Annotated in this window: 14 protein-coding genes, 3 tRNA genes and 1 pseudogene; 6 read left to right on the top strand and 12 right to left on the bottom strand. The window is 72.8% G+C overall.

The features are described from left to right. Positions 1–51 precede the first annotated feature (51 nt). From FH969_RS10800 to FH969_RS10785, 4 genes and pseudogenes are all read right to left on the bottom strand, one after another. Positions 52–1,277: pseudogene (locus tag FH969_RS10800) on the bottom strand (MFS transporter). Positions 1,278–1,538: 261 nt separating this feature from the next. Beyond that, positions 1,539–2,018 (bottom strand): MarR family winged helix-turn-helix transcriptional regulator, encoded by a 480-nt coding sequence (locus FH969_RS10795; RefSeq protein ID WP_108719178.1) that lies wholly within the window; start codon positions 2,016–2,018, stop codon positions 1,539–1,541. A 281-nt stretch (positions 2,019–2,299) separates the two neighbouring features. Next, entirely contained in the window at positions 2,300–3,370 is a 1,071-nt protein-coding gene (locus tag FH969_RS10790; RefSeq protein WP_108719177.1) for a UDP-N-acetylmuramate dehydrogenase, read from the bottom strand. A 10-nt stretch (positions 3,371–3,380) separates the two neighbouring features. Then, positions 3,381–4,691 carry an MFS transporter gene (locus FH969_RS10785; RefSeq protein ID WP_139987239.1) on the bottom strand — a complete coding sequence of 437 codons (1,311 nt, stop codon included), beginning with the start codon at positions 4,689–4,691 and terminating at the stop codon, positions 3,381–3,383. Between the two features lie 58 nt (positions 4,692–4,749). Here FH969_RS10785 and FH969_RS10780 point away from each other — a divergent pair, with 58 nt between their 5' ends. Then, entirely contained in the window at positions 4,750–5,829 is a 1,080-nt protein-coding gene (locus FH969_RS10780) for a LacI family DNA-binding transcriptional regulator (RefSeq protein ID WP_246071871.1), read from the top strand. Positions 5,830–5,896: 67 nt separating this feature from the next. Here the strand turns inward: FH969_RS10780 and FH969_RS10775 are convergent, their stop codons facing one another. From FH969_RS10775 to FH969_RS10755, 5 genes are all read right to left on the bottom strand, one after another. Beyond that, positions 5,897–6,358, bottom strand: a complete 462-nt coding sequence (locus FH969_RS10775) for a MaoC/PaaZ C-terminal domain-containing protein (RefSeq protein ID WP_139987237.1) — start codon at positions 6,356–6,358, stop codon at positions 5,897–5,899. Beyond that, the gene (locus tag FH969_RS10770) at positions 6,355–6,810 is read right to left on the bottom strand and encodes an FAS1-like dehydratase domain-containing protein (RefSeq protein WP_108719173.1); all 456 of its coding nucleotides are present in this window, start codon (positions 6,808–6,810) and stop codon (positions 6,355–6,357) included. The genes FH969_RS10775 and FH969_RS10770 overlap by 4 nt, the downstream gene beginning before the upstream one ends. 5 nt (positions 6,811–6,815) lie before the next feature. Further along, on the bottom strand, positions 6,816–6,986 hold the full coding sequence (rpmG, locus tag FH969_RS10765; protein ID WP_108719172.1) for a 50S ribosomal protein L33: 171 nt from the start codon (positions 6,984–6,986) through the stop codon (positions 6,816–6,818). Between the two features lie 96 nt (positions 6,987–7,082). Continuing rightward, positions 7,083–7,159 (bottom strand) — tRNA-Met (locus FH969_RS10760). 36 nt (positions 7,160–7,195) lie between these two features. Continuing rightward, positions 7,196–7,268 (bottom strand) — tRNA-Thr (locus FH969_RS10755). Positions 7,269–7,441: 173 nt separating this feature from the next. Between FH969_RS10755 and rarD the strand changes: the two genes are divergently transcribed. From rarD to FH969_RS10740, 3 genes are all read left to right on the top strand, one after another. Next, on the top strand, positions 7,442–8,407 hold the full coding sequence (gene rarD / locus FH969_RS10750) for an EamA family transporter RarD (RefSeq protein ID WP_139987236.1): 966 nt from the start codon (positions 7,442–7,444) through the stop codon (positions 8,405–8,407). An 85-nt stretch (positions 8,408–8,492) separates the two neighbouring features. After that, positions 8,493–8,577: transfer RNA gene (locus FH969_RS10745), tRNA-Tyr, on the top strand. 143 nt (positions 8,578–8,720) lie between these two features. Next, the gene (locus FH969_RS10740) at positions 8,721–9,218 is read left to right on the top strand and encodes a YajQ family cyclic di-GMP-binding protein (RefSeq protein ID WP_139987235.1); all 498 of its coding nucleotides are present in this window, start codon (positions 8,721–8,723) and stop codon (positions 9,216–9,218) included. A 21-nt stretch (positions 9,219–9,239) separates the two neighbouring features. Here the strand turns inward: FH969_RS10740 and FH969_RS10735 are convergent, their stop codons facing one another. From FH969_RS10735 to FH969_RS10725, 3 genes are read right to left on the bottom strand one after another with little or no spacing between them, the layout of a single operon-like run. Continuing rightward, positions 9,240–9,611, bottom strand: a complete 372-nt coding sequence (locus FH969_RS10735) for a type II toxin-antitoxin system VapC family toxin (RefSeq protein WP_159096537.1) — start codon at positions 9,609–9,611, stop codon at positions 9,240–9,242. Between the two features lie 2 nt (positions 9,612–9,613). Then, on the bottom strand, positions 9,614–9,871 hold the full coding sequence (locus tag FH969_RS10730; RefSeq protein ID WP_108719168.1) for a ribbon-helix-helix protein, CopG family: 258 nt from the start codon (positions 9,869–9,871) through the stop codon (positions 9,614–9,616). Between the two features lie 37 nt (positions 9,872–9,908). Further along, on the bottom strand, positions 9,909–10,970 hold the full coding sequence (locus FH969_RS10725; protein WP_246071870.1) for a fatty acid desaturase family protein: 1,062 nt from the start codon (positions 10,968–10,970) through the stop codon (positions 9,909–9,911). A gap of 219 nt (positions 10,971–11,189) precedes the next feature. Here FH969_RS10725 and FH969_RS10720 point away from each other — a divergent pair, with 219 nt between their 5' ends. Both FH969_RS10720 and FH969_RS16205 read left to right on the top strand, forming a co-directional pair. Then, complete coding sequence (locus FH969_RS10720; RefSeq protein ID WP_139987234.1) at positions 11,190–13,115, top strand: hypothetical protein; 1,926 nt, start codon at positions 11,190–11,192, stop codon at positions 13,113–13,115. 101 nt (positions 13,116–13,216) lie between these two features. Next, a partial coding sequence (locus FH969_RS16205; RefSeq protein WP_139987233.1) for a DUF4234 domain-containing protein occupies positions 13,217–13,389 on the top strand: 173 nt, incomplete at its 3' end.

The following is a 13,389-nucleotide window of genomic DNA, read 5'->3' as shown; positions in this document are numbered from 1 at the left end:
GCGTCACGGCGAGTCGCTGTGGCGTCACGGCGACCGGGCCTGCGGTCGGGCTCAGGCCTCGTCGCCCGCGGTGATCGCGGCGGCCTCGTCCTGCGCGTCGGCGTGCGGACGCCCGATGCCCGCCAGGGTCCGGCCGCCGATCACGAGCACCAGCACGGCCACCACGAGCGCACCGACCGCGAACCAGTACGGCGCGCCGGCGCCGAAGGCGGTCGCGATCGAGCCGGCGACGGCGGGGCGATCGCCCCGCCGAGGAAGCGCACCCCCGAGTAGGTCGAGGAGGCGACGCTGCGCGGCAGATCGGTCGCCTCCATGACGGTCTCGGTCAAGGCGGTGTTGAGCACGCCGAGGAACAGACCGGCGACGACGACGGCCGACACCAGCGCCGCGAACGACGTCACCGCCACCGCCATGACCGCCATCGTGACGCCGAGCAGCCCCAGCATCGCGAACAGCACCGGGCGCAGCCCGAACCGCCGGGTGAGCACCGGCGCGACGAACACCGAGGCGACGGCGAGCGCCAGCCCCCAGTCGAAGAACACCAGGCCGAGCTCGCGCGCACCGATCGCGAGGCCCTGGTCCGCGCCCGCGGCCTCGACCGGGTAGGGCGAGTAGGCCAGCAGCGTGAAGAACGCGTAGTTGTAGAACACCGCCGTCACCGCCAGCGTGCGCAGCGCAGGGTGGCGCAGTGCGGCGATCCCGGCGCCGAGGCCGACGTGCGCGGGCCGGGGCGTGTCGCGCAGCATCGCGACGATCGCGATGAACGCGATCGCCATGAGGCTCGCGGTGCCGAAGAACGGCGCGCGCCAGCTCACCTCGCCGAGCGCCCCGCCGAGCAGCGGGCCCACCGCCATGCCGACGCCGAGCGCGGCCTCGTAGAGGATGACCGCCTGGCCGCTGCCACCGGAGGCGGCGCCGACGATCGCCGCGAGCGCCGTCGAGATGAAAGGGACGTTCCCCAGCCCCCAGCCACCGCGGAAGCCGATGATCGCCTCGACCGAGCCGGACGCGCCGGCCAGGGTGGCGAACACGACGACGAGCGCTAGCCCGACCAGCAGCGTGCGGCGCACGCCGAGCCGGCTCGAGACGAAGCCCGTGAAGAACATCGCGACGGCGGTGATGAGCAGGTAGCTGGTGAACAGCAGCATCGTCTGCGACGGTGTCGCGCCCAGCTCGGAGCTGATCGCCGGGAGGATCGGGTCGACGAGGCCGATGCCCATGAAGGACACGGCGCACGCGAAGGCGATCGCCCACACGGCGGCGGGCTGGTGCAGGATCGACGGCGCTCGCGTCGCCGCGGCCGGCGTCGCGGCGGACGACGCCGACTCGCGGGTCCGGGGAGCAGCGGGCGGCGCACTGGTCGTCTCGTCCGCGGTGGTCAGGGGCGGGTCGAGCCGGGTCACGGGTCCTCCTGAGTTGCTGATGGTGCTGAGAGTGCTCGCCGTCGGGCGGGCTGAGGCTCGCCGTCGGGCGGGCTGAGGCTCGCCGTCGGACGTGGTGCCGCTTAGGTGTGGGCGAGGCTCGCCGTCGGGCGGCCGTTAGCCGCGCGGGGCCGCACCGGCCACCGGTGCGCGGGCGTGCGCGACACCCGGGACCATGGCGTCGGTCATGTCCCGGAACAGCGCTCCGGCGCGACGCAGGACGTCGACGTCGTCAGGCCCGAGCGCGTCGAGCAGCGGGCGCACGTGGGCGGCCGCGCGGAGGCGGAAGTCCGCCACCTCCGCACGGCCTGCGTCCGTAAGCACGACGACGCTGGCACGCGCGTCCTCGGGGTCCGCCGTCCGGGCGACCAGCCCCTCCGCCTCGAGCCGGTTCACGGCCGAGGTCATCGCGGGCTGGGTGATCCCCTCGAGGTGCGTCAGCTCGCCGATGCGGAGCGGCCCCTCGTTGTGCAGGTTCCCGAGCACGCGGTGCGCGACGAGGGACCGGTGGGTCCCCGTGGCGCGGGAGGCGGTGCGGCCGAACCGGCTGGCGGAGACGACGAGGGTCGCGGCGAGGTCGTCGAGAGCGTCGGACACCCCTCAGTGTATCACTGCTCTATATATCTGATCTATGCGCAGGTCGTCGGGGCGGAGTGCTTCCGGGTGGGGTTTCCGCTCGGCGCGCCCCACGTCGACACCGCCGTCGCCACGTCCACCCCACACGCGGCACCACCCCGCCCAGGTCACGGGCAAGGTCGGAAGCGCGACCCGGGGCCCGGTCGCGTGGCCGGTCGCGCGACCGGCGAGGCGGCCGGCGCCGGGCACGGCGAGACGAGGCGATCCAGGACGGGGTGGTCCAGGACCAGGCGCGCGCGGCGTCAGAGCGTGAGGCCGACGAGCACCGGCTCCGGCTCCAGCACGACGCCGAAGGTGCGCGCCACGCCGTCGCGCACCTCACGAGCGAGCGCGACGATGTCGGCGGCGCGCGCTCCCCCGCGGTTGGTGAGCGCGAGCGAGTGCTTGGTCGACACCGCTGCCGGCCCCGGCAGCCCGTGCCCGCGTTCGAAGCCCGCGTGGCTGATGAGCCACGCGGCGGAGCTCTTGACCAGCCCGGTGTCCCCGATGGGGAACCGCGGGGCGTCGGCCGGAAGCGCGGCCGAGGCGCCGGCGTCGAGCACGGGATTGGTGAAGAACGAGCCGGCGCTCCAGGTGTCGTGGTCGGCCGCGTCGAGGACCATCCCCTTGCCGCGGCGCAGGCCGAGCACGGCCTCGCGGACCTCGCTCGAGGCGACGCGGGTGCCGACCGGCACGTCGAGGGTCCGCGCGAGCTCGGCGTACCTCACGGGCTGGGAGCGGTCGGCGAGCGGAAGCTGCAGGCCGACCTCGAGGACCACGTACCGCGGCGTCGGGCCCCAGGTCCGGCCGGAGTCGTCGGGCACCGTGAAGGTGCGCTTGAGGATCGAGGTGCGGTAGCCGAGCTCGAGCTGGGCGCGCGCGAACGTGCGGATCGCTCCCGCGCCGCGGTCCCAGGTCCGGACGAACGCGAGCGTGTCGCCGACCTCCTGGCCGTACGCGCCGACGTTCTGCACGGGCGTGGCGCCGACGCTGCCCGGGATGCCCGAGAGCGCCTCGACGCCGGACCACCCCTCGGCCACGGCGCGCACCACGACGTCGTCCCAGACCTCCCCCGCCGGGATCACGACGTCGGCGCCGCCGCACGCGGAGGACTCGCGGATCTGGATGCCACGCCGCCCGTCGCGGACCACCACGCCCGGGAAGGGGTCGTCGGAGGCGAGCACGTTCGACCCTCCGCCGAGCACCAGCACCGGGGTGCCGGCCTCGTCGGCCGTGCGCACGGCGTCGACGAGCTCGGCCTCGGTCTCGGCGGTGACGAGGGAGGCGACCTCGCCGCCGACGCGCAGCGTGGTGAGCTCAGCGAGGGTCGTCATGCGCTCGAGCCTACGGCTCCCGATCGGCGTCCGCCGGGTCGACGACCGCCCCGACGGAGCCCGGCAGCGGACGCGTCGCGCCGGTGAGGAAGAGGCTGATGAGCAGCGGCACGGTGATCGCGAGCAGCGCGTTCGCGTAGCCGACGTGCTCGGCCAGCAGGCCGAGCAGCGGCGGGCCGGCGAGGAACGCCGTGTAGCCGATGGTCGAGACCACCGAGACGCGAGCGGCCGCGTGCTTCGGGTCGTCGGAGGCGGCCGACATGCCGACCGGGAACCCGAGCGCGGCGCCGAGGCCCCACAGCACGATGCCGACGATGCCGAGCGGCACCGAGGGCGCGAGCCCGAACAGCAGCAGCCCCGCGAGCGCCGACGCGATGCAGAACCGCAGGACCACCACGCGGCCGAAGACGTCGAGCAGCCGCGTGCCGATGAACCGCATCACCGTCATCGCGACGAGGAACACCGTGAGCATGAGCGCGGCGTCGGAGTTGGTGAGGTCGAACGACTCGATCGAGGCGAGGCTCAGCCAGTCGTTCGCGGCCCCCTCGGTGAGTGCGGCCGAGAGCACCACGAGGCCGATGAGCAGCGTGCGCGGCTCGAGCCACGCGGCGAAGGTCGCGCGGGCGCTCACCTTCTCCTCGCCGGTGCCGCCGTGGCCACCGACGGCGTCGGCGCCGACTCCCCCACCCTCGGGCGTGGTCGCCGCGTGCGGCGTCCCGCCCTCCTCGGGCAGGAACCACCGCACGGAGACCACGACGGCGAGCAGCGCCAGTCCCATCGCCACCGGCAGGTGCACCTGGAGCGGGACGTCGAGGCGCGCCATGAGCGCACCGATCGCGGCACCCAGCACGGTGCCGCCGGAGAACCCGGCGTGGTAGACGGGCATGATGGCGCGGCCGAGGCCCTGCTCGACCATCGCGCCCTCGATGTTCATCGCGACGTCCCACCCCGCGACGCCCACGTTGGCGATCGCCATCGCGACCGCCATCGCCGGGACGCTGCCGAGCAGGAAGCCCCCGACCACGAGGACGTACCCGATCGCGGCGATCGTGGCCGCAACCACGACGGTGCGTCGCGTCCCGAGCCGGGTCACCACGGCGCCCGTGAGGGGCAGTGCGCCCACCGACCCGATCGACCCGACGAGCAGGATCAGCCCGATCGTCGCGGGGCTCAGACTCAGGTCGTCGCGGACCGCGGGAATGCGCGACACCCACGAGGCGAACATGAAGCCGGAGAGCGCGAACACGGCCACGACCGACCAGGAGGCAGCGACGACGCGCGGCCGCCCGGGCACGCCAGGGGTCGAATCGATTCGAGGCATGGGTCTAGTCTGGGGCATCGATCGGGGTCCACGCGACCCCGACCACGAAGGAGGTCCTGTGTCCCGCGCCACGCTAGCCGACGTCGCACGCCTGGCCGGCGTGTCGCCGTCGACCGTGTCCCTGACGTTCTCCGGCTCCGGGCCCGTGTCCGCGGCCACCCGCGAGCGCGTGCTGACCGCAGCAGCCGAGCTCGGGTACTCCGGCCCGGACCCCCTCGCACGGTCGCTGCGGCGCGGGACCAGCGGCGTGGTCGGCGTCATCACCGGCGGCGAGCTCGCGGCCCACTTCCGCGATCCGGTCGCGATCCGCACCCTCGACGGCATCGCCGACACCCTCGGCGCGCACGACCTCGGCATGCTCCTCATCCGCGTCAACAACGGCGGCGAGGGCGTGGACCTGGCCACGCGCGCCGCGATGGACGCGGCCATCTTCCTGCGCAGCGTCGACGGCGCGGACGAGATCCTCCAGGCGCTCACCCGGCGCGGCACACCAGTCGTGCTCATGGAGTCCGCGCTGCCGGGCGCGGCCTCGGTCACCATGACCGACGAGGAGGGCATGGCCGAGCTCGGCGCCCGCGTGCTCGCGCTGGGTCACACGCGGATCGCCGTGGTGACGCTGCCCTGGGGACGCGAGCGCCGCCGGGGCCTGCGGCACGGCCTCGACGCCGCGGCCGACGCCGCCACGTACCGCTTCACCCGCGACCGGATGACCGGCCTCGCCCGCGCCGGCGTGCGGCCGACGGCCGTCTACGAGACGTGCGGCTCGCTCGTGGAGGAGGGTTTCGAGGCGGCGAAGGCGCTCCTCGACGTGCCCCCGAACGAGCGCCCGACGGCGATCATCGCCCTCTCGGACCTCCTCGCCGCGGGCGTCGTGCTCGCCGCCCGGGAGCTGGGACTGTCGATCCCCCTCGACCTGTCGGTCACGGGATTCGACGGCGTCGACCTGCCCTGGCTCGCACCCGACGTCATCGACTCGGTCGAGCAGCCGGTGGCGCGCAAGGGGCAGCTGGCGGGTGAGATGGCGGTGGCCATGATGCGCGGCGAGCCGCCCGCGTCGGTCGAGCTCGGGGTGTGGCCGCGGGCGGGGACGACGCTCGGGCCGGTGCCCGAGTCGCGGTCGTCCGCCGAGGCGGGCTGAGCCCGCGCCCGAGCGAGCCCAGGTCCGGCTGAGCCTTGGCGGCGCCAGGCCGACGGCCGGTCAGGGCTCAGACTCGGATGAACGCCTGAGCCTTGGCGAGCACCGTGACGCCCGCCGCCTCGGCCCGCAGGTCGACGCGGACGCGGGGCTCGCCGTCGTCGCCGGTCTGGTCCACGGCGCCGAGCGTGCCGGTGATCGTGAGCGTGACGGACCCGGTGGCCGGCACCTGGATGGGCCGGGAGAACCGCGTCGAGTAGCGGGCGACCCGCGCGACGCCGCGGGGGTCGGACTCCTGCAGCCAGTCGGTGAGCGCGGACCCGGCGAGGCCCATCGTGAGCATGCCGTGCGCGATGACGCCGGGGAGGCCGACCTGCTCGGCGACGGCGTCGTTGTAGTGGATCGCGTTGAAGTCGCGGCTCGCGCCGGCGTAGCGGACCAGGCGATCGCGGGTCAGCTCGACCTCGCGGGTGAACAGCACGTCGCCGACGGCTCCGTCGGTCAGCTCAGACGGCGAGGCCGGCGCGCTCATGCGTCCGCCCCGCGGACGGCGAGGGTGGAGACCACGGTGGCCACGCCGTCGCCGGCGGCATCGGTGAGCTCGGTGCGCGTGGTGACCAGCGTCAGCGGACCACGCGTGGTGACCGCGTCGACGTGCACCGCGGTCGTCACGCTCTCCCCCGCGACGAGCGGGCGACGGTGCGCGAAGGACTCGTCGGCGTGCACGACGCGCGAGAAGTCGATCCCCGAGGCGGGGTCCGCGATGTACTCGGACTCGGCCTCCTGGGCGACGACGACGGCGAACGTCACCGGGGCGACGAGGTCGGCGTACCCGGCGGCACGCGCGGCGTCGACGTCACGGTGCACGGACGAGGTGGCCCCGACCGCGTCCGCGAACGCCACGACGTCCCGGCGCGTCACCTCGAAAGGCGGCGTGCCGGTGAACACGCTCCCGACGCGCGAGGCGTCGACGGCGCCGACCACCAGGGTCAGCGGGTCTCGCGGTGCGAGGTGGAGGCGTTGCAGCGCGAGCAGTACTTGTTCAGCTCGAGCCGGTCGGGGTTGTTCCGACGGTTCTTGCGCGTGATGTAGTTCCGCTCCTTGCACACCGAGCACGCGAGCGTGATCTTCGGGCGGATGTCAGAGGTCTTGCTGGCCACGGCCGTGTCCTTTGCTTGCGCGGTGCTGCGGTCTGGCACTCTTACCGTCGCTGCAGCGGGTCGACGGCACGCCGAAAGCGGCCCGAGGGCCGCTGTTGGTAGCGGGGGCGGGGATCGAACCCGCGACCTCACGATTATGAGTCGTGCGCTCTAACCGTCTGAGCTACCCCGCCTCGACCACCGGCACGCGTGACACGTGCGGTGATCAGAGCCCCGAAAGGGAATCGAACCCTTGACCTTCTCCTTACCATGGAGACGCTCTGCCGACTGAGCTATCGGGGCAGCCATGCGAGGGTACACGCTCGCGGCAGACATTGCGAAATCGGCGCCAGGATGCCGTTCGCGCTGCGCGAACGAGGTGTGACCCGGCCGCGGCGGGGTCGCTCCGTCGGCCCGGTGAGGCGGCGCCGCGAGACGCGGACGCCCGGGTCGGCGCGGGTCCGTACGCTGTCGGCGTGCCCCTCTTCCGCGCCCGTGACCACGCGTTCGGCGACGGCGCCAAGGGGCTCGCCGCGGGCGCCGGCGCCTACCTGCTGTGGGGCGTCCTGCCGCTCTACATGGTCGCCCTCGCCCCGGCCGGCGCGCTGGAGATCGTCGCGCACCGCGTGCTGTGGAGCGCCCTGTTCTGCCTGCTGCTCCTCGCGGTGACGCGGACCATGCCCCAGCTGCTCCGCGTCCTGCGCAACCGTCGCGTCCTGGGCACGCTCGCCGTCGCCGCCGTGCTCATCGCGGCGAACTGGACCACGTACGTGCACGCGGTCTCCACGCAGCACGCGGCCGACGCGGCGCTGGGGTACTTCATCAACCCGATCGTCACGGCGCTGCTCGCGGTGCTCGTGCTGCGCGAGCGCCTCGCACCGGCCCAGTGGGTCGCGCTGGGGCTGACCGGCGTCGCGGTGGTGGTGATCGCCGTCGGGTACGGTCGCGTGCCGTGGATCGCGCTCGCGCTCGCGTTCTCGTTCGGGCTGTACGGGCTCATCAAGAACCGGGTGGGCGGCGAGGTGCCGGCGCTGCCCGGCCTCACCACCGAGACGCTCGTGCTCGCACCGCTCGCGCTGGTCTACCTGGTCGTGCTCGCCGCCACCGGCGCGGGCGTGTTCGGCGGCCCGGGCGACGTCGTCGGACCGTTCTGGTACGCCCTCCTGCTCGTGGCGGCGGGGCCGGTCACGGCCGTGCCGCTGCTGCTGTTCGCGTCGGCCGCGCGGCGCCTGCCGCTGGCCACGATGGGGTCGCTGCAGTACATCGCCCCGATCATGCAGCTGGGCGTGGCGGTGCTCGTGTTCCACGAGCCGATGCCGCTGGCGCGGTGGATCGGGTTCGGCCTGGTGTGGGTCGCGCTCGCGATCATCACGCTCGACGGCGTGCGTCGCCTCCGGCACGTGCCCGCGCCGGCCGCGGTGGGTGAGGCAGGCGAGGCCTGACCTCTCGTTCATCGACCGCCCGGATTTCGTGGAACCGCTCCGGGGACGGTATGCTCGACCGGCCCTGCGGGGCACGGCGTCACACGGCAGGTTGCCCGAGCGGCCAAAGGGAGCTGACTGTAAATCAGCCGCGGAATGCTTCGGGGGTTCGAATCCCTCACCTGCCACCACGAAGGCCCGGAACCTGAAGAGGTTCCGGGCCTTCGCGTCGTGCCGGGACCTCGCCCCGGCGTCACGTCGGCGGCGGCGCGCGCTAGCGTGGATGCAGCCACCCACGGTCGCGTGACGCGACCCGCCCACCAAGGAGGACGCCATGGCCGACTCGTCGTTCGACGTCGTGAGCAAGGTCGACAAGCAGGAGGTCGACAACGCGCTGAACCAGGCGGCGAAGGAGATCGCGCAGCGCTACGACTTCAAGGGCGTGGGCGCGTCGATCGCGTGGAGCGGTGAGTCGATCGTGCTCGTGGCCAACTCCCCCGAGCGCGTGCTCGCGGTGCTGGACGTGTTCGAGACCAAGCTCGTCAAGCGCGGCGTCTCGCTCAAGTCGATCGACTTCGGTGAGGACAAGGAGCCGAAGCAGTCCGGCAAGGAGTACCGCCTGGCGGGCAGCCTCAAGGAGGGATTGAGCCAGGAGAACGCGAAGAAGGTCACCAAGCTGATCCGCGACGAGGCGCCCAAGGCCGTCAAGACGCAGATCACGGGCGACGAGGTGCGCGTCTCGAGCAAGAGCCGCGACGACCTGCAGACGGTGATCGCGCTGCTCAAGGCCTCCGACATCGACGCCGCGCTGCAGTTCGTCAACTACCGCTGAAGTCAGGACTCGTCGCGTTCGTCAGTAGGGCGCGGACAGGCCGTCGAACATCGGAAAGTGCTTCACGTTCCGAGTCAGCACCCTGGCGTTCAGCACCATGGCGGTGGCAGCTATCGCGAGATCAGCGGAGTCGATGCCGCGGTTGCCCGGAAGCCATCGTCGACCGAGCTCGCCAGCGGTCTCGGCGACCTGCTCGTTCAGCGCGTGCCAGGTGAGGACACCGAGAAGGGCTCGGGTGGCCCCCTCCTCCCCCGCTCGCATGCCCGCAAGCACCTCGAGCCGCGTCACCTCGCTCGCGTGAAGCGGGCCCGCCACCCGGGCGTCCCGCAGCACGGCCGCGGCGGCGGCCTCTCCCCGCAGCACGTCGATGAGCACGGATGTGTCGACGAGCACGCTCACTGTGCGCCGAGGTCGCGGAGACGACCACCCGAGCGGAGCGCCTCGACGTAGGACTCACCGTCGACGTCGCGGTCCTTCCACGCACCGACCGCGTCGTCAATCGCTCGGACGTCCTCCTGGATGTCCCGCTTTCCGGCGTATGCCAGCGTCACGGCCTCGCGAATCAACGCGGAGACGGATCGACCGGTCCGTGCGGCCTCTTCGTCGAGGATGCGCCGGTCCTCTGCGGTGAGCGAGATCTGGGTGCGCAGCATGATGTAAGGCTACATCACCCAACCCCCAGGCGGGCACTCAGCGGTACTGCGCCACCAGCGGGCAGGTCCAGGTGTCGCGAACGCCGAGGCCGACCTCATTGAGGTGCCGGATGACCACGCCGTAGGAGCGCAGCAGCGACATCTCGGTGTACGTCACCCCGTGCTTCGCGCAGTACTCGCGCACCGTCGGCGCGACCTTGCGCAGATTCGGGCTCGGCATGCTCGGGAAGAGGTGGTGCTCCACCTGCAGGTTGAGCCCACCCATCGCGACGTCCATCAGGCGACCGCCCGTGACGTTGCGGCTCGTCAGTACCTGACGGGACAGGAAGTCGATCGAGACGTCCGGCGGCACGATCGGCATGCCCTTGTGGTTCGGCGCGAACGACGCGCCCATGTAGAAGCCGAACACCGCGAGCTCGACGGCGAGGAACGCCACCGCCTTCAGCGGCGACATCACCAGGAAGACGAGTGCGAGCGGCGCCAGCAGCCGGATCGCGAGGAAGGTGATCTCGATCCCGCGGCGCTTGACGGGCTCGCGGGACAACACCCGGCGGGTGCTGGTGACGTGCAGGTCCAGGCCCTCGATGAGGAGCAGGGGGAAGAAGAACCAACCCTGGCGCTTCATGAACCACGCGGTGAAGCGGTTGCGCCGCTCGTCGGCCTGCGCGGAGGTGAACGTGATGACCGGGAGGTCGATGTCCGGGTCCACGCCGCGCTTGTTCGGGTTGGCGTGGTGCTTGGTGTGCTTGCCCTGCCACCAGCCGTAGCTCAGCCCCACGAGGAGGTTGGCGAGGACGAGGCTGGTCCAGTCGTTCCACCGGCCGGAGGCGAAGATCTGGCGGTGCGCGGCGTCGTGCCCGAGGAACGCAATCTGCGTCATCAGCACCCCGATGCCTGCCGCCAGCAGCAGCTGCCACCACGAGTCACCCACCCCCACCACCGCGGCCACCGCCACGAGGACCGCGACGACCGACCCGACGAGGCGGGCCCAGTAGTGGCCGTACCGGCGGCGCATGAGGCCGGTGCCCTGCACCGCCTTGCTCAGCTCGGTGAACAGGCTGAGCTGACGCTCGCGCGGGCGGGTCGAGGTGTGCTCCAAGGGGGGCTCCGATCGCCGTAGCGGCAGGGACGTGTCGTGCGGGCGTACGGCGGGCGGAGGCGCATGGGCACCTGTCCCGAACCGTACACGGGGAACCGGCTCGAGGCTACGGAACCGTAGGTTTCCCCGGCGCGGCGTGCCGCGGCGCGCCGCAGGTCGGCCGTCCACAGGCCGCCCTCGCTCAGCATCTGGACGGACGGCAACCTCTACCGTGGTGCCGTGACCCGAGACCGACGCCGCGGAGACCGCCACGCACGTGCCCAGGGCGAGGCACGCCGTCGGGCGCACGTCACGCCGGCGTCCGCACCGCCGCCCCCCGAGCCCGCTGACCTCCCGAGCCAGGAGATCGACCCGCCCGATCTGCCCGAGCTGCTCGCGAGCATCGACGGCGCGCTCCAGGAGCCCCACCCGATGGCCCTGCTCGAGCTCGTCAGTGCGATGGTGGCGAGCCTCGAGCCGGACGTCGACCCGATGGCCCGCGAGCAGGACGACGACGGCCCGACGCTGGACGACATCGTCACGGCCCTGCGTGGGACCGCCCTGCGCCAGACCGACGCCGTGCTCCTGGTGCTCGCCGAGATGCTCCCCGACGCCGAGCTGCGCACGCAGCTCCGCCGCGAGGTCGCGCAACGGCGGCATGCGCTGCCGGGCTGGCTGCTGCGCGCCGAGCGCATCCGACCGGTGCGCGCCGCGCTCTTCGCGGACATGCTCGGCGACGGCGACGACGTCGTGCTCGAGATCGAGCTGCCGACGCGCCGGGCGCTCACGCTCGTCGTGTACATCGACACGAACCTCGGAACCATCGTCAAGACCGCGTTCGCGATCGCGAGCTCGCTCGAGGACGTCATCGAGATCCACCACGAGAACGCGGTTGAGGGCCAGACGGTCGAGCCGCTCAGCCTCGCCGATGCGCGAGCGCGGATCGAGGAGGCGGTGGCGGCCGGGCGAGCAACGTTCCCGCCGGTCGAGGACGACGAGTGGCCCGCCCTGCGCCCGTTCACCGAGTGGATGGCACGGCTGCTGCCCGAGGGCGGGTCGGCGCCGCAGTGGGAGGAGCCGACGCAGGCGATCCTCGAGCGCTACCGCACGCAGTTCTTCGCCTCGCCGCACGCGCGTGGGCTCGACGGTTCGCCGGGCTCGGACGCCCGGTCGATCGTCGACATGCTCATGTCGTTCGGCTCCTCGCAGGGCACGGGCGACCCGCTGCGGGTCAGCCCGGTGACCACCGAGATCTTGCTGCTGGACTGGGTGCCGCGGAAGGTCGTCGCCGACGTGGCCTACCTCGACCAGGTCCCTACGGTGCACCGCGGGTTCGTCCGGTTCGCGCACGAGCAGCGGGGCGTGCCCGCGGAGCGGACCCGCGAGACGCTCGCCGCACTCGATCAGCTCGAGCCCGAGTACCGCACGATCATTCGGTCCCCGCGCCACCAGGGTCCGATGGCGCTGCTCGAACGCCTGGGCGCGATTCCGCCCGCAGGGCCCGACGGCGAGCCACCGGACCAGGCGACCTTCCTCGCCCAGCTCGCGGCGCAGCTGGGGCCGGAGGGCGCCGCGATGCTCGCGCAGCTCGGCATCGAGGACCCGGCCGAGCTCGACACCCCGACGTGGCTGCTGCGTCGACTCGCGAACGACGTCGGCGGCCGCGAGGCCCTCGACACACTCGACATCGAACGGCTGCCGCTCTCGGAACAGCTCGTGCTCGACGGCGTGCCGGCCGACATCCACGACCGCCTCCGGCGCATCGACGCGCTCCTCGCACCAGCGGCAGCGAGCCTCTACGGCGAGGAGCTGCGCACCGCGGCCCGCCGGGTCCTGGCGCGCATCGCCGTCGGCGACCCCGCGATCTTCCGCCGCCGGAGCAAGGACGACACGACGGCGGCCGCCGTGCTCTGGATCGCCGCCAAGGTGAACCGCGAGGTCGCGTACGGCGAGACGGGACTGCTCGCCGAGGCGTTCGGCCTGACGGCCGTCCCCGTCCAGCGCGCGACCCCGATGCTCCGGGCGCTCGGGGTCGAGGACCGCACGTACTGGTCCTACGACGCCGCGCTCGGCGATCCCGACCTGCTCACCAGCGAGCGACGGCTCGCGATCGTGCAGCGGCGCGACGACCTGCTCGACTGGATCGAGGACGAGGAGCGCGACTGATGCGGTCAGGGCGCGACGTTCGCCAGACGCCGCCTTGCCGTCGCCACTAGCATTCCGCCGTCGCCCCTCGGCGACCCTCGCCTGGACGCCCTGGAGACCCGATGACCTACGACGCCCCCGGCGCCGCCTACCCGCCCGCGCCCTGGGGCTACCAGACGCCGGCGCCGACGGGCCTGTCGATGAAGCGGCGCAACGTCGTGGGCGTGTGGATCGGGCTTCCGCTCATCACCTTCGAGATCTACTCCTACGTCTGGTACTACAAGATCCACTCCGA

The sequence above is a fragment of the Miniimonas arenae genome (assembly GCF_006351005.1).
GTDB classification, from domain to species: domain Bacteria; phylum Actinomycetota; class Actinomycetes; order Actinomycetales; family Beutenbergiaceae; genus Miniimonas; species Miniimonas arenae.
Note: the sequence above shows the minus strand (reverse complement) of the source record. Positions and strands in the feature narration are given on the sequence as shown.